At 56.0% G+C, this 22,927-nt stretch carries 25 protein-coding genes; 17 read left to right on the top strand and 8 right to left on the bottom strand.

Annotated elements, in window-relative coordinates; all coding sequences use genetic code 11:
* Positions 1-98 precede the first annotated feature (98 nt).
* The 5 genes from MICA_RS11520 (at position 99) to MICA_RS11500 (ending at position 5,967) form a co-directional block, all read left to right on the top strand.
* Entirely contained in the window at positions 99-647 is a 549-nt protein-coding gene (locus MICA_RS11520) for a type IV secretion protein DotN (RefSeq protein WP_236619910.1), read from the top strand.
* 214 nt (positions 648-861) lie between these two features.
* Positions 862-3,852: an icmB gene (locus MICA_RS11515; protein WP_014103946.1), complete on the top strand. Its 2,991-nt coding sequence runs from the start codon at positions 862-864 to the stop codon at positions 3,850-3,852.
* Entirely contained in the window at positions 3,852-4,328 is a 477-nt protein-coding gene (locus MICA_RS11510) for a hypothetical protein (RefSeq protein ID WP_014103945.1), read from the top strand. The genes MICA_RS11515 and MICA_RS11510 overlap by 1 nt, the downstream gene beginning before the upstream one ends.
* A 118-nt stretch (positions 4,329-4,446) precedes the next feature.
* A complete protein-coding gene (locus tag MICA_RS11505; RefSeq protein WP_014103944.1) occupies positions 4,447-4,821 on the top strand; it encodes a hypothetical protein in 375 nt (124 codons plus the stop codon).
* Positions 4,822-4,842: 21 nt separating this feature from the next.
* On the top strand, positions 4,843-5,967 hold the full coding sequence (locus MICA_RS11500; protein WP_014103943.1) for a hypothetical protein: 1,125 nt from the start codon (positions 4,843-4,845) through the stop codon (positions 5,965-5,967).
* Positions 5,968-5,973: 6 nt separating this feature from the next.
* Here the strand turns inward: MICA_RS11500 and MICA_RS11495 are convergent, their stop codons facing one another.
* Positions 5,974-7,272 carry a UbiH/UbiF/VisC/COQ6 family ubiquinone biosynthesis hydroxylase gene (locus tag MICA_RS11495; protein WP_236619909.1) on the bottom strand — a complete coding sequence of 433 codons (1,299 nt, stop codon included), beginning with the start codon at positions 7,270-7,272 and terminating at the stop codon, positions 5,974-5,976.
* 83 nt (positions 7,273-7,355) lie between these two features.
* On the opposite strand from MICA_RS11495, the gene MICA_RS11490 reads away from it, so the two are divergent.
* Positions 7,356-7,706 carry a P-II family nitrogen regulator gene (locus tag MICA_RS11490; protein ID WP_014103941.1) on the top strand — a complete coding sequence of 117 codons (351 nt, stop codon included), beginning with the start codon at positions 7,356-7,358 and terminating at the stop codon, positions 7,704-7,706.
* On the opposite strand, the gene MICA_RS11485 is transcribed toward MICA_RS11490, so the two are convergent.
* Complete coding sequence (locus tag MICA_RS11485) at positions 7,707-8,453, bottom strand: outer membrane protein (protein WP_014103940.1); 747 nt, start codon at positions 8,451-8,453, stop codon at positions 7,707-7,709.
* Positions 8,454-8,589: 136 nt separating this feature from the next.
* Complete coding sequence (locus MICA_RS11480; protein WP_014103939.1) at positions 8,590-9,207, bottom strand: hypothetical protein; 618 nt, start codon at positions 9,205-9,207, stop codon at positions 8,590-8,592.
* 340 nt (positions 9,208-9,547) lie between these two features.
* Here MICA_RS11480 and rpmH point away from each other — a divergent pair, with 340 nt between their 5' ends.
* The 5 genes from rpmH (at position 9,548) to yihA (ending at position 13,160) form a co-directional block, all read left to right on the top strand.
* Complete coding sequence (gene rpmH / locus MICA_RS11475; RefSeq protein ID WP_014103938.1) at positions 9,548-9,682, top strand: 50S ribosomal protein L34; 135 nt, start codon at positions 9,548-9,550, stop codon at positions 9,680-9,682.
* Positions 9,683-9,740: 58 nt separating this feature from the next.
* Positions 9,741-10,148 (top strand): ribonuclease P protein component, encoded by a 408-nt coding sequence (gene rnpA, locus MICA_RS11470; RefSeq protein WP_014103937.1) that lies wholly within the window; start codon positions 9,741-9,743, stop codon positions 10,146-10,148.
* Entirely contained in the window at positions 10,145-10,402 is a 258-nt protein-coding gene (gene yidD / locus MICA_RS11465) for a membrane protein insertion efficiency factor YidD (RefSeq protein ID WP_014103936.1), read from the top strand. Before rnpA ends, yidD begins: the two co-directional genes overlap by 4 nt.
* 194 nt (positions 10,403-10,596) lie before the next feature.
* Entirely contained in the window at positions 10,597-12,522 is a 1,926-nt protein-coding gene (gene yidC / locus MICA_RS11460; RefSeq protein WP_014103935.1) for a membrane protein insertase YidC, read from the top strand.
* Entirely contained in the window at positions 12,519-13,160 is a 642-nt protein-coding gene (gene yihA / locus MICA_RS11455; protein WP_014103934.1) for a ribosome biogenesis GTP-binding protein YihA/YsxC, read from the top strand. The genes yidC and yihA overlap by 4 nt, the downstream gene beginning before the upstream one ends.
* Positions 13,161-13,163: 3 nt before the next feature.
* Here yihA and MICA_RS11450 read toward each other — a convergent pair whose 3' ends face one another.
* Positions 13,164-13,868: a hypothetical protein gene (locus MICA_RS11450; protein WP_014103933.1), complete on the bottom strand. Its 705-nt coding sequence runs from the start codon at positions 13,866-13,868 to the stop codon at positions 13,164-13,166.
* 55 nt (positions 13,869-13,923) lie between these two features.
* On the opposite strand from MICA_RS11450, the gene rmuC reads away from it, so the two are divergent.
* Genes rmuC through fmt form a run of 3 tightly spaced genes read left to right on the top strand, consistent with a single transcriptional unit; the run spans position 13,924 to position 16,678 of the window.
* Positions 13,924-15,135, top strand: coding sequence for a DNA recombination protein RmuC (rmuC, locus tag MICA_RS11445; protein ID WP_014103932.1), 1,212 nt, complete (start codon positions 13,924-13,926; stop codon positions 15,133-15,135).
* Between the two features lie 51 nt (positions 15,136-15,186).
* Positions 15,187-15,720: a peptide deformylase gene (gene def / locus MICA_RS11440; RefSeq protein ID WP_014103931.1), complete on the top strand. Its 534-nt coding sequence runs from the start codon at positions 15,187-15,189 to the stop codon at positions 15,718-15,720.
* Position 15,721: 1 nt separating this feature from the next.
* Positions 15,722-16,678 (top strand): methionyl-tRNA formyltransferase, encoded by a 957-nt coding sequence (gene fmt, locus MICA_RS11435; RefSeq protein ID WP_014103930.1) that lies wholly within the window; start codon positions 15,722-15,724, stop codon positions 16,676-16,678.
* A 3-nt stretch (positions 16,679-16,681) separates the two neighbouring features.
* On the opposite strand, the gene MICA_RS11430 is transcribed toward fmt, so the two are convergent.
* Entirely contained in the window at positions 16,682-17,431 is a 750-nt protein-coding gene (locus MICA_RS11430; RefSeq protein ID WP_014103929.1) for a hypothetical protein, read from the bottom strand.
* Positions 17,428-18,168 (bottom strand): hypothetical protein, encoded by a 741-nt coding sequence (locus tag MICA_RS11425; protein ID WP_041794105.1) that lies wholly within the window; start codon positions 18,166-18,168, stop codon positions 17,428-17,430. Before MICA_RS11425 ends, MICA_RS11430 begins: the two co-directional genes overlap by 4 nt.
* A gap of 91 nt (positions 18,169-18,259) precedes the next feature.
* Here MICA_RS11425 and truA point away from each other — a divergent pair, with 91 nt between their 5' ends.
* Positions 18,260-19,030, top strand: a complete 771-nt coding sequence (truA, locus tag MICA_RS11420) for a tRNA pseudouridine(38-40) synthase TruA (protein ID WP_014103927.1) — start codon at positions 18,260-18,262, stop codon at positions 19,028-19,030.
* Here truA and dapE read toward each other — a convergent pair.
* Both dapE and dapD read right to left on the bottom strand, forming a co-directional pair.
* Positions 19,027-20,154 carry a succinyl-diaminopimelate desuccinylase gene (gene dapE, locus MICA_RS11415; RefSeq protein ID WP_014103926.1) on the bottom strand — a complete coding sequence of 376 codons (1,128 nt, stop codon included), beginning with the start codon at positions 20,152-20,154 and terminating at the stop codon, positions 19,027-19,029. The genes truA and dapE overlap by 4 nt on opposite strands.
* A 24-nt stretch (positions 20,155-20,178) precedes the next feature.
* Complete coding sequence (gene dapD, locus MICA_RS11410; RefSeq protein WP_014103925.1) at positions 20,179-21,033, bottom strand: 2,3,4,5-tetrahydropyridine-2,6-dicarboxylate N-succinyltransferase; 855 nt, start codon at positions 21,031-21,033, stop codon at positions 20,179-20,181.
* Between the two features lie 30 nt (positions 21,034-21,063).
* On the opposite strand from dapD, the gene MICA_RS11405 reads away from it, so the two are divergent.
* The gene (locus MICA_RS11405; protein WP_014103924.1) at positions 21,064-22,029 is read left to right on the top strand and encodes a GNAT family N-acetyltransferase; all 966 of its coding nucleotides are present in this window, start codon (positions 21,064-21,066) and stop codon (positions 22,027-22,029) included.
* Complete coding sequence (locus MICA_RS11400) at positions 22,022-22,891, top strand: DUF3108 domain-containing protein (RefSeq protein WP_014103923.1); 870 nt, start codon at positions 22,022-22,024, stop codon at positions 22,889-22,891. Before MICA_RS11405 ends, MICA_RS11400 begins: the two co-directional genes overlap by 8 nt.
* Positions 22,892-22,927: the final 36 nt, after the last annotated feature.

The following is a 22,927-nucleotide window of genomic DNA, read 5'->3' as shown; positions in this document are numbered from 1 at the left end:
CACGCAGTTCTTTCAAACACACAGAAGCTTCGCCCGAGGTGAAAGCGCGCGTGCTTGAGCGGGATCAGCACACGTGTCAGTTCTGTGGCTTTCAATCCATGAAATATCAGGATGTGATTCCGGTGCCGGGAACAAACGCGGCGCCTGGTGACGCACATCCGGACAAATTGACGACGGCCTGCATTTTCTGCGCCCAGTGTTTCGATCTGGAGCGGGTCTCGGACATGCGGTCCGGTGTTCTTATCTGGTTGCCGGAAATTGATCAGGCGGCCTTGCACCATATGGCGCGGGCGATTTATGTGGCGCGTATTTCACAGGGCGGCGTGGCCAATGCCGCGCGCCAGGCGCTGGACGTGATTATGCAGCGGCGCGAAGATGTGCGCGCCCGTTTGGGTACCGATGATCCCTACATTCTGGCGCAGGTGATGAAGGATTATCTGACCGAACGCCATTATCAGGGGCGCGCCTCCAAACTGGATGGTGTACGTCTGTTCCCGTTGGACCGCCGGATTATCAAGGAAGCGGATCTGGAATTTAACCAGTTCCCGCAAATTCTGGCGTATTGGCGGTCGAAAGACGGGCCGTTTGCCGGGCGGTTGCCGGCGCAATGGCCATCTTTGCTGGCGGACATACGCACCGCAGCATAATCGGGAATGTTCCGGAAAAAGAATTGGGGCGCGGGTTTGATCGTGCCCTTTCTTTATGTGCTGGCCGGTGGGCCTTCGGATTTTTCTATTTCACACTTTTGTATTTCTGCGCTTTGGGCTGCGGCGTAAATCCAGTATAAATAATGGTGTCCCATATTCGGGGCGGACCAGCCTTGCCCAGCTCCCGGGCTTCACAACACATACGTTTGTATCAATGGCTTCATATTTACAAAAATTGCTGATGCCGTTTCAGGTGGCACTGCGCAAATCAGTTGAAAGTTTCATTCGCCTGGAAACGGCGGATGATGAATACACGCTGGTGGCCGAAGACGGCTCCCTGATTTCCGTGGTCAAGGTGGATGGCAGCCGTCAGGTCATTGGTGATGAGGAATATAAATTCCTGGTCGATGCCGCGACCATTAAAATCGGCGCGCGATTTGATCGCGCTGGCCAAGCATTACAAGTTTTCTTTGTGCGCGATCCGGACCGGGTTGTGCCTTACCTCAACCGCCAAATTCGCCCCAGCCGTCAAACGGCGGAGGCGAGCGATCTGGATTTGAACGATCTGTTTGATGAGCGCGTGCGCCATATGTCGCGCTATCTGTCGTATGAAGAATGCTATTTCGTTTTGTGGACGCGCCCGAGCGTGCTCAGCAAAACGGAGATGGAACGCGCGGGCAAAGAGTCCAAGGAAAAAGTCTGGATCAATGCGGGCTATGGCCAGAATCCGCTCGCTGCGCTGGATGCCTTGCGCAACCGTCACAAAAGTTATGTGACATCCATTTTATCCGCATTGGATGAATTGGGAATCAAGAGCACGTTGCTCGAGGTGCATGACGCCCTGCGCGCTGTGCGTGACAATTTATATCCGGACAAGGCCAATGAAAAATGGCGGGCCAGTTTGCCCGGCGATCCAATCGCCCCGCGCGCGCCGCTGAGCAGTGCGGATATGTCCGATGTGATTTGGCCCCCGTTGCGTCAGCAATTGGCGGTGGGTGATGCACGGATTGTCAACGAATCCGTCGTGCAGATGGGCGACAGTCTGTGGGCCGGGGCGGATATGACGCTGGGCCCGATGGAAGCCAGCCCGTTCCCGATGTTGCTGAACCGCCTGTTCGATGCGGGGATTCCGTACCGCATTTCGTTCTTGATCGAAGGGGGTGGCGCACAGGCGATGGCGTTCCGCGCGTTTGCGGCGACCATTCTGGGTGTAACCAATGCGCTGAACAAGCAAATCAAATACTCCCTCGAGGGACTAGAGGCGATGTCGCGCAACGAACCGGTTGTGCGTTTGCGTGTCTCCTTTGCCACCTGGGCGCCGCGGGACCGGATGGATCTGGTGCAGGATCGGTTGTCCACGCTGGTGCAGGCGGTTGAATCCTGGGGCTATTGTCAGGTCAGTGAATTTTCCGGCGATCCGCTGGATTGCGTAATGTCATCCGCTATGGGGATTCATTGTGCCGGTACGGCACCGCCGGCCGTTGCGCCGATGCGCGAAGTGATGAAATTGCTGCCATGGCAACGCCCGTCCAGCCCGTTTGAATTTGGTGCGATGCTGTTCCGCACGCCGGATGGTAAGGCGTGGCCGTATCAAACGGGTACAAACCTGACCACCACCTGGTTCGATCTGATTTTCGCCCAGCCGGGTGCGGGTAAATCGGTTCTGGTCAACACGCTGAACCTGGGCACTTGCTTGTCGCCGGGTCTGTCGAAACTGCCTTATGTTGCGGTTATCGATATTGGTCCGTCGTCATCCGGTCTGATCTCGCTGGTGAAGGAAGCTCTGCCACCCAACCGCGCGCACGAAGCGGCCTATTACCGTCTGCAAATGGCGCACCAATATGCGGTCAACCCGTTTGACACCCAGTTGGGTTGCCGCCAGCCGTTGATGGATGAGCGCAGCTATCTGGTCGAATTGCTGACCCTGCTGTGTACGCCGCCGGGCCATGAAAAGCCCTATGACGGGATTCAGCAATTGGCCGGTATGGTGGTCGATGAAATGTATCGCTGGCGCGATGATGTCGCGGCGAATGCCGAACCGCGCCCCTATCTGCCGCGTCTGGATAACGAAGTCGATGACGCGATCCAGAAGTACAACATCCATCTGCCCGCCGATCCGTATTGGTGGGATGTGGTCGATAAGATGTTTGATATCGGCCAATACCACATTGCCGCGCTGGCCCAGCGTCACGCCGTTCCGACCCTGTCCGATGCGATCACGGCGTCCCGCCGCCCGCAAATCCGATCCCTGCTGGAAGAAACATCCGTGGGGTTCAGTTCGGAAACCGTGATCAACGCGTTTGAACGGATGATTACCTCCGCCACGCGCGAATATCCGATTTTATCATCGGTGACTCAGTTTGATATCAGTAACACACGCGTCTGCTCGCTCGACCTGATGGATGTGTGCCCGCAGGGTGATGAAACGGCCGATCGCCAGACCTCCATCATGTACATGCTGGCGCGTCACGTGTTGGTGCGCAGCTGGTGGATGGGCATGGATTCTCTGCAATTCATCCCGGAAAAATATCGCCTGTATCACGAACAAAAATTGCAGGATCTGGCCGAAACGCCGAAACGGCTGTGCTATGACGAATTCCACCGGACGTCCAGTTCCTCCGCCGTGCGTGGACAGGTGATCCGTGACGTGCGCGAAGGTCGTAAACGCGGTGTGCAGATCGTACTGGCGTCGCAATTGCTGGACGACTTTGATGACGACATGATCGATCTGGCCACCGGCGTGTGGGTTCTGGGTGCGGCCATTTCTGAAACGGCGGTTGATAATATTCGTGATCGCTTCGGCCTGTCGGATACGGCGAAGAATATTATTCGCTTTAAGTTGACGGGTCCGCGCGCGGGCGGGGCTCCGGCCCTGTTCGTTCTGGGCACGAACGAAGGGCGCTATGAACAGCATCTGATCAACACGCTCGGTCCGGTAGAATTGTGGGCCTTGTCGACCTCGGCAGAGGACGTGGTGATCCGGAACCGTTTGTATACGCGCCTTGGCGCTGGCCGGGCACGGCAAATGCTGGCCGCCAACTTCCCCGGCGGCAGCGCACGCAGTGAAATCAAGCGCCGCGTGATGATGCGCGCCGATAAAGGTGAGGCTAAATCCGCCCTGATGTCCGCCGTGATGGAGGAAATCGTCGAGGAACTGGTCGCCGCCGGTAAGCAAAAACTGGATAAATCCGAAGTGAATACGTAATGGCACAATCCGGCACGGGCATTGAAAAAAAACCGAAGAAGAAAATCAGCGGCAAGAAAATGGCCGCTTATGCCGGCTTTGCATTCTTTGTCTTTATCATGTGGCTGGGGTTCCAGCCGCTGAAGGGGCCGCCCGCCTTTGGCCTGTGCCGGGTTTTTCTGGAACAACGCGTGTCCTATCCGCATGAGTTGAGCATCAACCAAGTTGAAATTCGCGAACCGTTGATTCGTCTGCACTACACCGAAGTGAATCCGTTCGGCAATCATACAAGAGGTATGCTGGATTGCGTGTTCCGCCCCGACCCGCAGGTGGGATTGGCCCTGGCCGAGGCGCGATTCAACGGCATGCCTGTCCCAGAGGTCGAGCTGAACCGTTTCAACCTGTCGATTCCGGCCATCAATGCCAATCCGCCATCCCTCGTCCTGCCTTTGCCGTTTTCGGACGGTCTGGAAGGTCTGAAGGACCCGAAAAAATAACAACCCCTTCAAAATAAAAGAAAATCCGTCTTTCTAAGGGTTTTTTAACACCTTTTCTGTATTTTGAAGGTGATAAAAAGGGGCGGAAAAGCCCCATTTTCCCAAGGGGCGGATAACGATGAGCCAGACCACATCCTTCGACGATATTTTTGCGCCGCGCGCGGTGTCTGCGGATTCACCGATGGATTTGCCGCTGGCGCAACGCATGGACGTTGCGCTGATGATCAATGAAAATCAGAAAGTCTGGATCGCGCATGACAAGCCCTTTGGCGATGTCATGATGTGGGCCGAATATGATGCGGATGCGGCAACGCTGGTTTTGATGTCACAATCGGGCCGCCTGCACGATCTGGGTATGCCCATTCACAAGCCCTTTCGCAAGCATTTGTTGAAAGCGCGGGAAATTCACACTGTGTACATGAAAAACCGTCAGGTCGCCGATGTCGGCGTTTTACCTTTGATGGTACGCGAAACCGGAATTTATCATTCCTGATAAGGGAAGAAGGACCACGCCATGCGTTTAGATTCAGCGCAGGAATTTTACCTCAGTAATTTTGCACCCAAGACCTATGGCTTGATGCAAAAGGTTGATGCGGCATGGGATCAGAACATGGACCGTGCACCGGACTATCAACGTTTGTCCGATGCGTTTTCCGCGGGTGGTCGGACGGGTGTGCAGGCGTTGGAAACGAACATGCAGAATCCAACGTTCCGGATTCAGATTGAGAATCTGACGACCAATCATCCGGGCCTGTTGGCGGATGCGGTGCCGGGGATGATGCAAGACCCTGCAACGATGGCGCAAAAAGTGGCTGAATTGAATGCCAAGGTGAATGCGCCCGCCGCACCAAAACTGGATGGCACAAAGCCGGACCAATCCGCCACTGATGTTTCCCCCGTTGGTGTGGTGGCCAGCGCCGCAAACACAACGGGCGTTTTTCCGATGGCTGCCGCGTCACAGGATGACGGCGGGTTGACCCGCATGATGGCCATGCCCGGGGCCGCGGAATTTATTGAGCGTGTTGAAAATAATGAACGCCTCTCGGCCGCCGTTACGGCGTTGGGCGGTGCGAATAATGGTTCTGGTCTGGAACAACTGGCCCAGCGGGCGGAATCGGATCCGCAGTTTTTTGTGAAATTGAATACGATGATTGATCAAAATCCCGACGCGGTTGGCGCCGTCGCGGATCAAATCGCGGCCAACCCGGGCAACGCCATGAATATTCTGGACCAGGCGATGCAGGGACAAGGCATGATGAGCCAGTTAAGCGAAGGGCTGGGTGGCTTTATGGATCAGTTCAAGGGTGGAAATTTTGATCTGTCCGGTCTGGCTGGTGGCATCATGAATTTGGTTATGGGGCTGATGAATGCCGTGATGGGCATGATGGGGGCGTCGGGACAAATGCTGTCGATGAACGCGCCCGGTGGGTCCGTTGCGGGCCAGGCCATGGCGGCCACAGGATTTTCCGGGCAGTTGGCGGTCGTTGATCCGAAAACCGGCGGCGTTGAACCCGCTGATCCGCACCGCATTCCGGGGGCCAGCGCCGAAGTTGACGCCGCCTTGCAACAACAACAGCGCCAGCCGCAACCCCAATCGCAACCGGGCGCACAACCCGGCATGAACCCGATGCTGGGTTAACGCCTTTTAAATTTTCCGTTGCGCATCCCGGATCAAATCGGGCAGCAATCCAGCCGCGCCCATGGCCTGATGCATAAAGAAATTTTTGACGGGCTTGATGCGTGATACAGCGCGCAATCCAATCTTGCGCGCCAGCGACAATGTGCGGGACCGGTTCGAAAACAATTTGTTCAGCGTATCCGTCGTTCCCGCCATGGCCATGTTATCGGCGCGCCGTTGCCGTTGATAGGATTGCAGAAGATCGGCATGTCCAATGTCATCCCCGGCCGCGTGCGCATCGACGATCAAATCGGCCAGCACCGCAATATCACGCAGGCCTAAATTCAACCCTTGTCCCGCAATCGGATGAATGCCATGGCCCGCATCGGCGACCAGCGCCATGCGGTCCGCAATATAATCATGCGCATGGTTCAGGGTCAGGGGAAATGAAAACCGCTTGCCCATCTGTTGCACCGATCCATACCGGTCCGGGAAGCGCGCGGTCAGCGCGGCATCAAACACATCCTGTGAATAGGCCAAAATATCGTTCACGTCTTTGCCATGCACAGTCCAGACGATGGAGGAACGGTGTGTACCATCCGCATCATCCTGCATCGGCAGGATGGCGAAGGGGCCTTCACTGCGGAAATGTTCAACGGCGATGTGGTTGTGCGGAGCCTCGTGACGGGCGGTGCAAACAATTGCGGTTTGGTCATAGGCCCAGAACCGTTGTTCGATGCCCATCCATTCGCGCGTTTTTGATCCGCGCCCATCGGCACCAATCAATAAAGCGGCGCTCAGCATGCGGCCATCATCCAAAATGATGGAAATTGAATCGTCATCGCGTTCAAAGGACAGCGCTCCCGCCGGTGCAATGTGATCGACCGTCTTCAAGGCGGCCATGCGGTCAAACAAGGCGGAGCGGATCAAGCGGTTTTCAATGATCCATCCGAAACTTTCACCGCCCACTTCGTCCGCGGCGAAATGCAACAGGGTCGGGCTGTCCCCATCCAGAATTTCAATGTCGCGGATCGCGCATCCGTGTGGTTCTAATGCGTCCCACACACCGGCCGCGCGCAGGATTTTTTGCGATCCCCACGAAATGGCGGTGGTGCGGCCATCAAACCCGGCATCCAATGTCGCCTTTGGGTTATCCCGGTCGATACAGGCAACATGGATGCCATGCGTGCCAAGCAGGGCCGCCAGTGTTCCGCCCGCCAACCCGCCGCCGATAATAATGACGTCGTGGGTGTTTGTGGTTGGGCCTTTCGCAGTGCGGCGTTGATTGCTGTGCATAATCGGGGGTGGCTCCTGTGTCTGGGCCATGGGATTGATTTTGGCTCTCTGCTATGCTCAAACCCAGATGGCGTAAACTGTGTACCCTTTTAAAGGAAGTTGAGGATTTTGTCATGAAGATGGTGATGGCCGTAATCAAACCGTTCAAACTGGACGATGTGCGCGAAGCCCTGCTGGCCATAGGTGTCGAAGGCATGACCGTAACCGAAGTGCGCGGCTATGGCCGTCAGCGCGGCCAGTCTGACAAAGGATCTGCCGATGGGGCCAAGGCTGAAGCCGCCCCGACCCTGCTGTCCAAAGTCAAAATCGAAGTGGCGATTGCCGATGGCCTGGAAGACAAGGTGATCAAGGCGATTTCCAAGGCCGCGAATACAGGCCGTATCGGCGATGGAAAAATCTTCGTCTACGACCTGTCCCACACGGTGCGCATTCGTACCGGGGAAAAAGACGAAGCTGCGCTGTAATTACTCGGCAAAGGGTGGTGGCGGGGCACGATCCGCCGCACCCGGCGTTCTGGCCACGATGCGGTCGGCGGACATTTCATAGGTTACGCCCATCCGCATCTGGTGATCATTCCCACCCAGATTATATCCATCATCACGCAGCGACGGCGTGCCGGTAAAGCGGTAATCCCCATTGAACCAAAGCTGATCGGTCAGGCGGTAATTCATGCCCCCGCCCACCTGCCATGCGGGTGTGACAACGCGGTCATCGACATCCAGCCCGTTGGTGTTGATGCCCCCCTTCCATATTTCATGGGTGGCAACGCCGGCCCCGGCGCTGACATAGGGTTTGGCGCGTGAATCCGGGCCCAGGTTAAAATCATAGGACAATTGGACAAGGCCCATTTGGGTTTGGACGTCGCCGCCACCGGATGACGCGGCAAAGGATGCGCTGCGCGTGGTGTGTTCCCCTGTGACCGACCATGTGCCCAGTTGCAGCCCGATGGATTCAGCAAACGGGTGTGAGTCATCATCTGCATTCTGTTCGGCGTTGTCTGTGGGGATGTCCCTTGAATGATCCGCATATGTGGGCGGCGTTTTATTCATCGGGTTGTCGATCCAGCGGTGGAAGCTGGCAACCGATGTGCTGAGTCCCTTGAAATCGGCGAACGGAATGCCGTTCTCTGTCATAGCGCGTGCGGGGGCCACATTGCCCAGCACGGTGGCCATCGTCATGAATGTCAGGATTATCGCGGTGTGTTTGTTCATTGTTCTTTCGCGAATCGGTTCCATAAAATTTTAATGGAAAGCGTGTGGGCCTGCAATCGAATGGGTAATCGCATGAACAAAACAAAACCCCCTGCGTCACCACAGGGGGGATTGTCATGATTATGGTATGTGCGCGTTACGCGACGGGCGCATCCACGCGGATCGGCAAATCGCCCGCGATCGGTTCGTCGTCCAGCATTTCGATCATGCCGGTCGGTTGAACCGCAAAGTTGGCGATGAACAAAGCGTTGGAATAGAACACCACGGCGTCGCACAGATAGAAGCCTTGTTCGTTGCGGCCTTCATACGTTGCCGGACGGATCGACCCTTCGATCACCGACCGGGTCTGTGCGTCCATATTGCGCGGCATATCCGGGTCATCCATGGATTCTGCGATCAGGAACGGACCTTCCTCGCCACGCACGAAGAAGCAGAAGAAGCGCAGATATTCGAGGATGTTTTCCTCGTTCAGCTTGATCGGCGCCTTCGCGTTCACTTCATGGATCGGCGGTGATGTGCCGTTCAACCAGTACAGGTTCCCCTGTTCGGTCAGGTAATAGATAAAGAGGGACGGCGGCCAGGACGGATCCTTGACCCGGATCAGCACGACATTGTCATAGAAGGGCAGGGCGCGCCATGCGACCTGTGTGCTGGTGGCGGCCGTACGGTATTTCCCGGCGATCGGGTTGACCTGCTCCAGAAAGCCTTCGAGTTCGGCACCGGTCACGGCGTTCCAGTTATTATCATTGTACATGAGGTATTTGGCCTTTATGCAATTTTTCCCAACCTGAATGGCCGGGTGAAGATTTGAGGTTAAACCTGAAGCTATCATGCCAGACACGTGGCAAGGTGCAAGCCCCTGATTTTCAAAAAGAGCATAGGCCGGAAAGGGTTAAGAAAGTGTTTTTTCATAGCCATTTCAGTATTTTAATTATGGCTAATCCAAAAGACCTCCGGCGGGGGTGCAACTTATCCACACAAGTCGTTGACAGCCATGGGTGGGGTCTGTATAACAACGCGTTCCCGGACGGAAATATTTACGGAATTCCGGGGATTTTGATGGAATTTGAACACCCAAGCCGGAGCGTCCGACGATGAAGCGCACCTACCAACCGAGCAAACTGATCCGCAAGCGTCGCCACGGCTTCCTGAGCCGCATGGCCACGAAAGCTGGCCGTTTGATTTTGAACAACCGCCGCGCCAAGGGCCGCAAGCGCCTGAGCGCTTAATCTTCCCGTTTGTGGAAGGCCTGTGGCGGGGGGATCCTTTGAAAGGGATCGCCGCGATATGCTGGTGAAACGCAAAGACATGACTATGATCGGCCGCCTGAAAAGGCGGTCTGATTTTTTGCGCGTGGGCGCCAGCGGCCAGAAATGGGTGTCGCCCACCGTGATTATCCAGATTGCGGATTCCCCTGCTGAATCTGGGGCTGAATCTTTGGTTTCTGGCCCGAATTATGGCCTGACCGTCACCAAAAAAACGGAAAAGACGGCCGTGGGCCGCAACCGGATCAAGCGCCGCCTGCGCGCCGCCATGGCCAGTGCGCTGACCGGGGAACATGCCGACCTGAAACGCACGGATATTGTGGTTATTGGTCGTTTGGCCGCCGAAACCGCCCCGTTTGACCAATTGGTGAAGGATATTCGGTGGTGTTTGCGCCGTTTGCGCGGGAAACAGACGGAAAAATCCCAATGAAACGGGTGATGATTGCCCTGATTAAGGGGTATCAGTGGATTTTATCCCCTTTAAGCGGTCCGCAATGCCGGTTTCACCCCACTTGTTCCACCTATGCCGTGCAGGCGATTGAACGGTTTGGCCCGTTGAAGGGCGGATGGCTGGCGGCCCGGCGGATTGCGTCCTGTCATCCGTGGAGCCGCAGGCCCGCGATTGACCCGGTTCCGTCCCATCATCATTGTCATTCCCGCGAAAGCGGGAATCCAGAGCCATAAGGCTCTAAACGTCCCGGTCTTCTGGATTCCCGCTTTCGCGGGAATGACAGCGGAGGGGTATTTAATGGCAGGGGATGTTTGATTGAGGGGGGCTGTTGGGCTATAACCGCCCCAGCGTTGCATAACATGCACCAGCGTAGATTTTCTTGACTATGAAGGAGGCCACCCGAGACGGGTGCGCGCGAAAGACCAAAATGGCAAAAAATTCCGGCCCGAACATGATGAACCCGAACGATCAGATGCACCCCGATGATCGCCGCAATTTGGTGATCTTCCTGATCATTTCATTGGCCATGTATTTCGCCTTCGACCATTTCGTGATGAAGCCGAAGGTCGAAGCCATGCGCGCGCAACAGGAAGCCGCCCGCGCCGCCGCTGTGAATGGCGCGCCGAACGCAATCGAGGCGCTGGTTGAACGCCCGCGCGATGTCGTGATTGGCGAAACCACCCGATTGAAAATCGACAACGGTCAGATTTTTGGCACGTTGCCGCTGGTGGGCAATCGCATTGATGACATTTCCCTGACTGACTATTTCAAAACGCTGGGCGGGTCCGACCATGTCGTGTTGATGAGCCCGGCGGGCACCCCGCACCCGAAATATGCTGAAGCCGGCTGGATCGCCGCGAATGACGGTGTGAAAGTTCCGGGCAAGGACACGCGCTGGAGCGTGAAGGGTGGCGGTACGCCGACATTGGCCAAGGACAAGCCGGTTACGTTGACTTGGAACAACGGTGCGGGCCTGACCTTTGAACGTGAATACAGCATTGACGACCATTTCGTGATCACCCTGACCCAACGTGTGATCAACAAGGGCGGTGCGACGGCGCGTTTGTATCCGTACAATCTGGTCGCGATGCAAGGCATGCCGGAAGACTTCACCGGCACATGGATCGCCCACGAAGGCCCGATTGGCCACATTGGCGGTGAATTGCATGAGGTAACGTACAAAGACCTCGGCAAGAAGAATGAGATGTCATACAGCGCCCCGACCGGGTGGATCGGCATTACCGAAAAATACTGGCTGACCAGCCTGTTGCCGGTGCAGGGCGAAGCGATGAAATACAGCTTCAAATCCACACCCGCGACGATGCCGAACGCCAAGCCACATTATCAGGTTGATATGATGGGAACCGAACGTGTGGTGGGCGCGGGCGAGACAGCCGAATTTGTGTCGCATGTCTATGCTGGCGCAAAGAAGGTTCGTATTCTTGATTTGTACGAAGACCGTCTGGATGTACCACATTTCGATCTGGCGGTGGATTTCGGCATGTATTATTTCATGACGAAACCGTTCTTCTATTTCCTCACCTGGCTGGGCCATGTGACGGGCAACTTTGGTGTGGCGATTTTGATTTTCACATTGCTGTTGCGCGCTGCTGTGTTCCCGCTGGCCAACACGTCGTTCCGGTCCTTTGCGCGCCTGAAGCAATTGGCTCCGCAAATGACGGCCTTGCGTGAAGAATATGGCCACGACAAGGAAAAGCTCCAGAAGGAACTGGTGGCATTGTATGGCCGTGAAAAGGTCAACCCGGCGGCTGGATGCCTGCCGATCCTGATTCAGATCCCGATCTTCTTCGCCTTGTACAAGGTGTTGTCGGTCACCATCGAAATGCGCCATGCGCCGTTCTTTGGCTGGATTCAGGATTTGTCGATGCGCGATCCGACGTCCTTGTTCAACCTGTTCGGCCTGTTGCCGTACAATGTTCCTGATTTCCTGATGATCGGTGTCTGGCCGTGCCTGATGTTGTTCTTCATGATCCTGCAGAAATCCATGAACCCGCCGCCGCAGGATCCGATTCAGGCGAAAATGCTGGCGTTCATGCCGTATTTCATGACCTACATCATGGCGGGCTTTGCGTCGGGTCTGGTGATTTACTGGACGTTCAGCAACGCGCTGTCGATTCTGCAGCAATACATCATCAACCGGTCCATGGGCATCGAGGTGAAATTCTTCCAGCGCACGCCGGAAGAAAAGAAGATGGAAAAGATGGTTGCCGAAGGTCCGGTGGTTCACCCGGGTGCCGAATTGCTGGAAGAACAGGTGGAAGACGCCCTGTTCGGCCATGATGACAATGATGGGCCGAAGCCTGTGACCCCGCGAAAGAAAAAGAAGAAATGAGCGATAAAAACCTGACGCCTGAACAAATCGCCACGATCCGGAAGCTCTTTTCCGGACCGTGCGAATTTTTTGCGGGCGTCATGGATTTGAACGGTTTGCCGCCCGAAGGGGCGCCGGAGATTGCCTTTGCCGGGCGGTCAAACGTGGGCAAATCATCGCTGATCAACGCGCTGACGGCGCGTAAAACACTGGCGCGCACATCCAACACGCCGGGCCGGACGCAACAGCTGAATTTCTTTGATCTGGGCGGTGTGTTCTGGCTGGTGGATATGCCGGGCTATGGCTATGCCAAAGTGTCGAAAAAGATGCGCGAGGAATGGGACAATCTGATCTTCAGCTATCTGCGCGGGCGGCCTTCGTTGCGCAGTGTTTTTGTCTTGATTGATTCCCGTCATGGGTTGAAAGACGTCGATCTGGATCTGATCAAAATGCTGGATGCGGCGGGCGTGTCGGCGCGTATCGTGCTGACCAAGGTGGACAAGGCCGGATTCCAGGAGCTGAAAAAAACCACGGAACAGGTGGAAGCGGCGTTGAAAAAACACCCCTCTGCCTTCCCCTTCGTTCTGCCGACCAGCTCGGACAAGGGTACGGGAATTCCGGATCTGCAAGTCGCGATTTTGGAATTGATCGGCGGCTAAATCTTACTGATTGATCATCAATGAGTAATAAACGTAGGTGGCCGGGCTGCCCCCGTCGCTGACGCACATTTGCAGATGGTCTTCGCATTCCGGGCAATCGGCGATTTCCAGTGTGGCGTTTGTGCCGCCACCCCAATGCACGCCCTCAACAAAATATTGGCGCGGGTTGGATGTGGTCGGAATTGTGGGGTCGTTCAGCAATTTTTGATTAATCGCGGCGCAAATTTCCTGACGAATATTATAAGCGGCCAAAACCACTTCGTTTTTCGCCGGGTCATTGGACCATTCGAAGTTATTGAACCGGCCCAGATACCATCCCGCTGCGGGCAGTCCCGTACCCTCTCCCACCGCTTCAGGTGGAATTTGTGTGGGGTTTAATCCGCCGCCAGATTGGTGGTACACCTTGTGCACATTGTTGGCCAGAATGGGATCGTTAAAGCCCGCATCGGTTGGCAGGGTGAAGACCAGTTCGTCCGCATCCGACCCGGTGGATTCCATCATGTCCAGCACCTGTTTGACGGTGAAGGGATAATTCATGATTTGCCCGGTCAGAATGGCCACGCGATCCGGGGCCAGCGTGTTGGATTCGTCCGTATCCGTCTGGCGCGACAGGACAAAGGTCAAAGCCCCGAACAGCGCCACCACGATCAGGACGTAAATCATGGCGTTACCGGATTGAAAATGGGTCGTTTTAAAAGTGTTTTGCATTGTATGAATAATCCTTACAGCCTATTATTCTAGTATACAAAAGGGATTGAGCGAAATGATTTCCAACATCGACATGATGGCGTTTCTGATTGGCGCGGGGGCTGGCGTCCTTGCGGGTGCGGCCATTGTCGCGCTGGTGATGATGAAACGCCTGTCCACGGTGGAGAAAGAGGCCGCCACATTGCAGGCGCAAATTGATGCGACGCAGGGCGCGAGCGTCAATATGGAGAATACATTCCGCGTTCTGGCCGCCGAAGCGTTGAAGGATTCCCAAACACAATTCCTGACTCTGGCGCAAGAAAAATTGAAACAGGCGCAAAACGATACCGCGCATGATCTGGAAAAACGCCAGCTGGCGATTTCCACTTTGGTGGACCCGATCAAGAAACAATTGGAAATGCTGGGTGGCGCGGTGGAACAGATCAAGGGCACGGACAACGCCCTGCGCAATGATTTGCAATCGCTGTCGCGCGAAACGGCGCGCTTGGTTGGCGCATTGCGCGATCCGGCGGCACAGGGGCGTTGGGGCGAATATATTCTGGATGGTCTGCTGGAAAAATCCGGCCTGATCCGCGGCGTGCATTTTGAATCACAGGTGGCGGTATCGACCAATGATGGCGGGCGGCAACGCCCGGATGCGGTGATCCGCCTGCATGATGGTTTGCAAATCATCGTCGATGCGAAAGCGCCAATCAATGATATCGCCGATCAATTGGCCGGAAACGATGTCGATGATGATGCGGTGATCCAGAACCTCGCCAAACGTGTGCGCGATCATATCGTCGCCTTGGGGCGCAAGGGATATTGGGAAAATGTCGATGGCACCAACGCCGATTTCACGGTGCTGTTCCTGCCATCTGAACATCTCTTCTCCATGGCGCTGCGCGCCGATCCGGGCATGGTCGATTTTGCCGCCGGACGCAATGTGATCATCGCGTCCCCGACGCTGATGATGTCGCTGATCCGCGTGGTGTCGCTCAGCTGGCGGCAGGCCGATCTGGCCCAGAACGCGGCGGAGATTGCGACGCTGGGTGGTGACCTGTTTTCCCGCATCACGAAATTTGGCGAACATCTGGAGAAGGTGGGCAAGGGCCTGTCCGGCGCATTGGGCAGCTATAACGATGCCGTGGGCTCGCTGGAACGCATGGTCTTGCCCGCCGCGCGGAAATTGAAGGATAAACAGGTACAAACGGGTGGCCGCGATCTGCCTGAATTGAAAGAGATTGAGGATCAGCCGCGCCGTTTAACGGTCACGGTTAATTCTTGATCTGTTCGCGATACGACATACATCTTTAGTGCAGTGAAAGTGACATAAAAAATGACGATTGTACCCATTGTAACCGTTCCCGATCCGGTTTTGAAACAACGCGCGACCGAAGTGGGAACCGTGGACGATGCGCTGCGCCGCCAAATGGATAACATGCTGGACACCATGTATGACGCGCCGGGCATTGGTCTGGCCGCGAACCAGATCGGGTTGCTGAACCGCGTTCTGGTCATGGATTTGTCCGAACGGCTTGAAGATGGTGTGGAACCGAAGCGCAATCCCATCTACATGGTGAACCCGGAGATTATTTTTAAATCCGAAGAGCCGAGCGAGATGGAAGAGGGATGCCTGTCCATTCCCGGCCAATATGCACTGGTGCAACGCCCGGCCATCGTGCGCGTGAAATATCTGGATTATAACGGTCAGGGGCAAGAGATGGAGGCCTCGGGCCTGTTGTCGCATTGCGTGCAACATGAAATCGACCATCTGAACGGCGTTTTGTTTATCGACCATCTGTCGAAATTGAAACGCGATATGATCATGAAGAAACTGGCCAAGCTGCAAAAAGGCCAGCAGGTTTTATAAAATGAACAGTGGCGAAGGTTTAAAAGTGGTCTTTATGGGCACGCCGGATTTTTCCGTTCCGGCGCTCAAGGCTATTTTAAACTCACACCACAAGGTGATCGCGGTTTACAGCCAACCCCCACGCCCGAAGGGCCGCGGACAACAGGTGCAACCATCCCCCGTTCATGCGGCCGCACTGGATGCCGGGATTCCGGTTTATAACCCGCTCTCCCTGAAAAAGGATGACGCTGCACGCGCGCAGTTTAAAGCGTTGGGCGCGGATGTGGCGGTTGTGGCGGCCTATGGTCTGATCCTGCCACGTGATGTTCTGGATGCGCCGAAATATGGTTGTATCAATATCCATGCCTCTTTGCTGCCGCGCTGGCGCGGGGCATCACCCATTCAACGCGCGATCTGGGCGGGGGATGATGCGACGGGTATCTCCATCATGCAGATGGGCGAGGGGCTGGACACCGGTCCCGTGATCGCCATGCGCGACATGAAACTGAACGGTACAACGACCACACCGCAATTGCATGATGCGCTGTCCGCCATGGGCGCGGATATGATTGTGCCGGTGCTGGACCGTCTGGCCATTGATGGGCGGATTGATGTAACGCCGCAGGACGATGCGCAATCCACCTATGCCCCGATGCTGAAAAAAGATGACGGGCGCGTGGATTGGACGAAAACAGCCGCCGAAATCGACCAACAAATTCGTGCCCTGAACCCGTGGCCGGGGGTGTGGACATCCAATGGCGATGCCCGCCGCATTAAAATCGTTCATGCCCAATTGGAAGATATGCGGTCCCACGAATCTGCCGGTACGCTGATGGATCGGGATGGCCGCGTTGCGTGCGGGGATGGCCGCGTTTTACGCTTGATGCAGGTGCATCCCGAAAATAGCAAGGTGATGGATTCGTTTGCCGCGATCAATGGCGGTATTCTGAACATTGGCACTGTTCTGGGCGCGGCCTGAACCCTAGCCCAGACGCATCTTCAATTTTTTCAAATCATCCAGATCGGCGACCAGAAGGCCGGCCTTACGCGCGGATTTTTCCAACGCGATCGCATCAAACCCTTGATATTTTTCGGCCAGAACGAACAAGGTGCGCACAAAACTGGGGCCGTGAGCCCCCCATTCATTGTCGTTGACCGTCATATCAATGGCGTGTGCGACCTCGTGCAAAACGTGGCTTAAACTGCGGTCACGCATGCGGATGCGATGTTTGCTGGGCACATAAAAACTGCTGGGGTGTTTCAGCTTGTTGTTGATGTCGACCTTTACAGCTGGTGCGGCCATGTTGAAATCATCTGACACGCGCCAAATCATGTTTTCAATGGCTTCGTCATCCAGTTGCGGGCTACCACGGTCCAATATGCGGGTTTCCCATGCGTAAACGGCCGCGCATTGAAAATCGCGGGTGAAGGCGCTGTGTGTTCCGGGGCCCTGTGCGCTGGCGCGCAGGCGCGTATACCCCTTCAACGCGACGGATGCGTGTTTATAAAGCGAAAATTGCGTAATATTCACGCGTCCCGGCGGCACCCATGCCACGACGAACGGCTCATCATAAACCGTGCCATTGGGGGCGGTTGCGGGTTTTTGTATGTGCCCCATGATCAATTTGGCACCGCTGATCGGGTGCGTGTATGAAAAAATTTCTTCGACAGACGGAACATGCAGGCGGGGCGCGTTGAACGCCTTTTTCAACTGGCCCTTTTTCGCGTTCATGGCTGCGGCCCTGCTGGTTTTATTTTTGCGGGTTTGATTTCATCGTCATTGGCGACGGCATGTGTGACAATGTGGTCGGCAATATCTGTGACGTAGTGAATGGATTTTATATCACCCAGAAGACCGATTTTATTGGCCGATGTCACCAATGTGTCCAGGTCGATGTTCGCATAATTGTGATACAGCTCAATCGCGGTCAGGACGAACGCGGGGGAGTGATCGGCATAACGGTCACCGTCGCGGCGATGGTGATACACCGCATGCGCCAGCTCGTGCAGCAAGCTGATGATATCGCGGTGACCGAAATGAATACGATTTTCGCATTCATCATATTCGGAATGATTTGTGTGGTCTTCCCATACCAATTTGGGGCGGGGCATATCATTGTCATCAGCGACGAGGGCAATCATGGCGCGGGCTTGTTTGGGCGTGATGGTGTGCCCATGGGGTAGGATGACGCGGTCCTCCCAATCGTAAACGGCTTGCTGTTGGTGATCGGCGCGGAAGATTGCGTCAACGATGACGTCGGTTTCCGTCATCTCGTTGTTGAAATGGATGTGGGCGCTGTCGGCATCAATGAAATGGCGTTTGTAATACAGTTGCTCGTCCCCGCGGGCGTGCCATGCGGTGATGGTGCCGGGCAGGCGCGCGCCATTCCTCGCCGTGCCAATAACCAGATAGGCATCGGCATGGACGCAATAATGGCGGTCCAGAATGTGAAGATCTTTGACTTTCATGCTCAAAACGCGATAGTTCCCTGTGTCACGCGCCCTCTTTTTATGCCGGGGCGTCGTTGATGGGTTTAGATTAGGCTGAAAGCGGCGAATGATGCAACAACGCTGGAAATTAACCATTGAATATGACGGGCGCCCCTTTTCCGGCTGGCAACGGCAGGAAGCGGGTATCCCGTCCGTGCAGGCCGCGATCGAGGCCGCCATCCAAAGCTTTTGCCAGCAGGACATCACCATCCATGTCGCAGGCCGGACCGATGCCGGGGTGCATGCGCGGGGGCAGGTGGCCCACTTTGATTTGGATTACGGAAATCGCGCGCTCACGGGCTATGATTTGACCAAGGCCCTGAATGCCCATTTGCGTGAAACGCCGGTTGTGATTTTGGATGCCGAGGCGGTGGGTGAAGATTTCCACGCCCGGTTTTCGGCGGTCAATAAATTGTACATTTTCCGCCTGCTCAATCGTCCGGCCCCGCCGGCGTTTGAACGGGGTCTGGTCTGGCATGTGCGGCGTCTGTTGGATGTGGATGCCATGCGGGCCGGGGCTGCGCATTTGCTGGGCCACCATGATTTTACAACATTCCGTGATACCGATTGTCAGGCGAAATCGCCGATGCGCACGCTCGACCGCTTGGAGATCATCGCCAAGCCGTGTGTCGCCGGATCGGGCCAGGATCTTGAATTCCATGTCGAGGGACGATCCTTCCTGCACCATCAGGTGCGCAACATGGTCGGCACGCTGGCCATGGTCGGTGACGGCAAATGGACATCCGATCAGGTGCGCGAAGCCCTCGAAGCCCGCGATCGCCGCGCCGGGGGGCCGACAGCTCCGCCGGATGGGTTGTATCTGGTGCGGATTGATTATTAACGCAGGAAATATTTTTCCAGCACGCGGCCATAAATCGCGGTCAGGGTTTCCAAATCCGTGATGCGGACATGTTCATCGACCTGATGGATCGTTTCGTTGATCAGGCCGCATTCAACCACCGGGCAATATTGGCTGACGAAGCGGGCATCGGATGTGCCGCCCGCCGTACTCATCGCCGGGGTTTTGCCGGTGATGTCGGTGACCGCCTGACGTACCAATCCGGTCCATTCACCGGGGGCGGTGATGAACACATGGGCACCGCGGCGGAATACGATATCGTAATCCGGGCCAACGCGGTCGAGGATGGATCGAATTTTATTTTCCAGCGTTTCAAAATCCCACCGGTCATTGAACCGCACGTTGAACATGGCGGTGGCGCGTGCCGGGATGACGTTTTCGGCTGTGTTGCCGATATCGACATTGGTGACTTGCAATGATGTGGCCGGGAAATGCGCGCTGCCCACATCCAGAACCGTGTCGGATAACGCGACCAGATAATGCGCCAGTTTCGGCACCGGGTTGTCGGCCAGATGCGGGTATGCCACATGGCCTTGCTTTCCATGGACGGTTAGTGTTGCGCTGAGCGATCCACGGCGGCCAATTTTAATTTCGTCGCCCATTTCTTTCGGGTTGGACGGTTCGCCAACGATGCAAACATCGGGTGTATGGCCGTTTTTTGCCATCCATTCCAATACGCGCACGGTGCCATTCACGGCGGGGCCTTCTTCATCCCCGGTAATCAGCAGGCTGATCGAACCCTTGTGATCCGGGTTGTTGTGAACGAACGTAGCGGTGGCGGCAATGAAGGCGGCAATATTGCCCTTCATGTCCGCCGCACCACGGCCATACAGTTTTCCATCGGCGACGGTCCCACCAAACGGGCTGTGCGACCATGATTTTTCATCACCGACGGGGACAACATCGGTATGTCCGGCGAAGCACAGATGCGGCCCATCTGTACCGCGACGGGCGAACAGATTTTTCACATCACCAAAGGGCAAATTGGTGCAGGTAAATCCAAGGCCGCCCAAGGTGCGGGACAGCAAATCCTGCGCCCCTTCGTCCTTTGGCGTGATGCTGGGGCAACGGATCAGATCACGGGCAAGGGCGAGAGCGTCGGTCATTGGAAAAATCCTTATGCTGAAAATCTATGTGCGAAGTAATTCATTGATGGCAGTTTTCGACCGGGTGCGTTCATCCACCCGTTTGACAATGACGGCACAGGCCAGCGACGGGCCCGGTGTGCCATCGGGCAGAGCCTTGCCGGGCAGGGTGCCGGGTACGACAACGCTATAGGCGGGAACGCGGCCCATAAAAATTTCACCGCTGTCGCGGTCGATGATCTTGGTTGATGCACCCAGAAACACGCCCATGGACAATACGGCCCCGGTTTCAACGCGCACACCTTCGGCCACTTCGCTGCGCGCGCCGATGAAAACGTTATCTTCGATAATCACCGGGTCGGCCTGCAACGGTTCCAGAACGCCACCAATACCAACACCACCCGAGATGTGGCAGTTCTTGCCAATCTGTGCGCACGATCCGATGGTGGTCCATGTATCAACCATGGTTCCTTCATCCACAAATGCGCCGACATTGACGAAGCTGGGCATCAGGACGACATTTTTGGCGATATGGGCGGAATGGCGGACGATTGATCCCGGCACGGCGCGGAAACCGGCCGCATGAAAATCATCGGCGTCCCAATCGTGGAATTTGCTGGGCACCTTGTCCCACCAATGTGCGCCACCGGGGCCACCGGGAATGGACGCCATGGGGTTCAGGCGGAAGGACAGCAGGACAGCCTTCTTCACCCATTGATGAACGATCCAATCCCCACCGACGGGTTCCGCCACGCGTAAGCTGCCGTGGTCCAGCAGCTCCAGTGTCTCAACAACAGCATTGCGAACATCACCCGTGGTGCCGGGGTTCAGCGTGTCGCGCGCATCCCATCCCTGTTCGACAAGGGCTTTAATTTGTGTATGATTCGGATCGTGTGTCATACCGCCTATCAAACCTTCAGGACCAAGTGAATGCAAGGCGAAACTGCGCCGCCCGCCTGTCTCATCCGATGGAATGTGCTGTCGTTGGATCAATGGAACGAACGCTTCGCATCCGCGCGGCGGGCCAGCCTGTTGCAATCCTATGATTATGCGCGCGCGGCCTGCCCCTTGCTGGGGCTGACGGCGCGGTGGGGTGTGATTGAGATGGGCGGGGCCGTGGCGGGGCTTGTGCAAATTCTGGAAACGGCGTTTCCGGGGCATCTTCTGCATGGCGTGCATCTGGATCGGGGGCCGGTGTGGATGCCGGGTTTTGGTACACCGGATCATGTGGCCGCTTTCTTTACCGCCTTTAATCGTGCGATGCCGCGCCGTTTGGGCCGCCGCCGCCGTTTCATTCCAGAAATATCCGATACGCCCGATATGCGGGATGTTTTGCAACGTGCGGGCCTGCGATCACGCGGGTCGTCCTATCAAACCATTTGGCTGGATCTGGATCCGGATGATGATCTGCGGCGTGCGGGCCTGCGCAAAAGCTGGCGCAATGAATTGACGAAGGCGCAAAAAAATACCGCACTGCATGTTGCGTGGACGACCAATCCCCAAACCATCGACGATGTGATTGCTGGCTATCATGCGGACCGGACGCTGCGCGGATATCCGGGGCCATCGGTCAAAATGGTCCGGGCGCTGGCGCGCCAATTTTTTGCCACAAATAACCTTTTGGTCGGGTCGGTGCGGGTGCACAATGACACCATCGCCATGGTTATGGTGTTGATTCATGGTACTTCCGCCACATATCAGGTTGGGTGGACGACGAATGCGGGGCGCGAATATCACGCACACCACCTTCTTTTGTGGGATTCATCTGTTATACTGAAACAAAGGGGTGTTCGGGATTTTGACCTTGGAGGGATTTCCGATGACAAAGACGGTCTGGCAATTTTCAAAACAGGTCTTGGCGGCACGATTATCCGCACCCCGGGATTTTATGATTAAGGGTCTGGTCCTGTCCGCTCTGGCGGGTGTGGTACTGGTTGTGGCCGGTGGTGTGAATGCGGCGGCAACAGCCCAGAACGCAGTTTTTAAACCCGGCACACAACAGCTGACCTACGAAGTTTACGCCGGCGGCGTGAATGCCGTTGCGGCGACCCTGCAGGTCTATGCCCCGGCTGACAGCGAATATAAATTATCGTTCAGTGCCGGAACCAAGGGATTCCTGCGCGCACTGGCGCCGTGGGATGGCACATTTGAAACCCATGGCTGGCAGTTGAAGGATGGTGTGCGTCCGGAATTGCACCGCTCCTCCGCCATCTGGCGTGAGGAAGAGGAGGTCAAGGAGTATAGCTACAATAAAAACGGCGATTTCGTCGGTTATACCGTGCGTGACCCGGACAGCACGGTGGAGCGTGACTTGCCACCCGCTGAACTGACGCAGGGAACGATTGATGTCCTGACCGCCACGCTGGATGTGATGAAGGATATTGCCGCCGGGCAATCCTGTGATTCATCGTCCGAGGTGTTTGATGGCAAGCGCCGTTTCGCCATGAAATTCCGCCTGGAAGGCGAAGAGCAACTGAACGCGTCACGTTACAACGTCTATGGGGGCCCGTCGCAACGCTGTGTTGTCGAGGTGACCCCGGTTGCGGGCGAGTGGCATAAAAAACCGCGCGGCTGGATGTCGATTCAAGAACAGGGCCGCATGAAGGGGAAATTGCCCACCGTCTGGTTCGCCAAAGTATCGCCCGACAAACCCGCCGTTCCGGTGAAGGTGCGTGTGACATCTGAATACGGCACCATGTTCATGCATCTGGTGGGGTATACGGACGGGGCGACGACCCTGGCTCAGGCGCAGGACTAAATGTTTGATATATAATAATAATACACCGATTCGCCC

The sequence above is a fragment of the Micavibrio aeruginosavorus ARL-13 genome, assembly GCF_000226315.1.
In the GTDB taxonomy this organism is placed as follows: Bacteria; Pseudomonadota; Alphaproteobacteria; order Micavibrionales; family Micavibrionaceae; genus Micavibrio; species Micavibrio aeruginosavorus_B.
This window is presented reverse-complemented; position numbering and strand designations above follow the sequence as displayed.

Excerpts from the sequence above, each read along its gene's own strand:
- MICA_RS11520 (WP_236619910.1), top strand. The coding sequence starts at position 99 with ATGAAATATCAGGATGTGATTCCGGTGCCGGGAACAAACGCGGCGCCT.
- MICA_RS11515 (WP_014103946.1), top strand. The coding sequence starts at position 862 with ATGGCTTCATATTTACAAAAATTGCTGATGCCGTTTCAGGTGGCACTG.
- MICA_RS11510 (WP_014103945.1), top strand. The coding sequence starts at position 3,852 with ATGGCACAATCCGGCACGGGCATTGAAAAAAAACCGAAGAAGAAAATC.
- MICA_RS11505 (WP_014103944.1), top strand. The coding sequence starts at position 4,447 with ATGAGCCAGACCACATCCTTCGACGATATTTTTGCGCCGCGCGCGGTG.
- MICA_RS11500 (WP_014103943.1), top strand. The coding sequence starts at position 4,843 with ATGCGTTTAGATTCAGCGCAGGAATTTTACCTCAGTAATTTTGCACCC.
- MICA_RS11495 (WP_236619909.1), bottom strand. The coding sequence starts at position 7,272 with ATGGCCCAGACACAGGAGCCACCCCCGATTATGCACAGCAATCAACGC.
- MICA_RS11490 (WP_014103941.1), top strand. The coding sequence starts at position 7,356 with ATGAAGATGGTGATGGCCGTAATCAAACCGTTCAAACTGGACGATGTG.
- MICA_RS11485 (WP_014103940.1), bottom strand. The coding sequence starts at position 8,453 with ATGAACAAACACACCGCGATAATCCTGACATTCATGACGATGGCCACC.
- MICA_RS11480 (WP_014103939.1), bottom strand. The coding sequence starts at position 9,207 with ATGTACAATGATAATAACTGGAACGCCGTGACCGGTGCCGAACTCGAA.
- rpmH (WP_014103938.1), top strand. The coding sequence starts at position 9,548 with ATGAAGCGCACCTACCAACCGAGCAAACTGATCCGCAAGCGTCGCCAC.
- rnpA (WP_014103937.1), top strand. The coding sequence starts at position 9,741 with ATGCTGGTGAAACGCAAAGACATGACTATGATCGGCCGCCTGAAAAGG.
- yidD (WP_014103936.1), top strand. The coding sequence starts at position 10,145 with ATGAAACGGGTGATGATTGCCCTGATTAAGGGGTATCAGTGGATTTTA.
- yidC (WP_014103935.1), top strand. The coding sequence starts at position 10,597 with ATGGCAAAAAATTCCGGCCCGAACATGATGAACCCGAACGATCAGATG.
- yihA (WP_014103934.1), top strand. The coding sequence starts at position 12,519 with ATGAGCGATAAAAACCTGACGCCTGAACAAATCGCCACGATCCGGAAG.
- MICA_RS11450 (WP_014103933.1), bottom strand. The coding sequence starts at position 13,868 with ATGCAAAACACTTTTAAAACGACCCATTTTCAATCCGGTAACGCCATG.
- rmuC (WP_014103932.1), top strand. The coding sequence starts at position 13,924 with ATGATTTCCAACATCGACATGATGGCGTTTCTGATTGGCGCGGGGGCT.
- def (WP_014103931.1), top strand. The coding sequence starts at position 15,187 with ATGACGATTGTACCCATTGTAACCGTTCCCGATCCGGTTTTGAAACAA.
- fmt (WP_014103930.1), top strand. The coding sequence starts at position 15,722 with ATGAACAGTGGCGAAGGTTTAAAAGTGGTCTTTATGGGCACGCCGGAT.
- MICA_RS11430 (WP_014103929.1), bottom strand. The coding sequence starts at position 17,431 with ATGAACGCGAAAAAGGGCCAGTTGAAAAAGGCGTTCAACGCGCCCCGC.
- MICA_RS11425 (WP_041794105.1), bottom strand. The coding sequence starts at position 18,168 with ATGAAAGTCAAAGATCTTCACATTCTGGACCGCCATTATTGCGTCCAT.
- truA (WP_014103927.1), top strand. The coding sequence starts at position 18,260 with ATGCAACAACGCTGGAAATTAACCATTGAATATGACGGGCGCCCCTTT.
- dapE (WP_014103926.1), bottom strand. The coding sequence starts at position 20,154 with ATGACCGACGCTCTCGCCCTTGCCCGTGATCTGATCCGTTGCCCCAGC.
- dapD (WP_014103925.1), bottom strand. The coding sequence starts at position 21,033 with ATGACACACGATCCGAATCATACACAAATTAAAGCCCTTGTCGAACAG.
- MICA_RS11405 (WP_014103924.1), top strand. The coding sequence starts at position 21,064 with ATGCAAGGCGAAACTGCGCCGCCCGCCTGTCTCATCCGATGGAATGTG.
- MICA_RS11400 (WP_014103923.1), top strand. The coding sequence starts at position 22,022 with ATGATTAAGGGTCTGGTCCTGTCCGCTCTGGCGGGTGTGGTACTGGTT.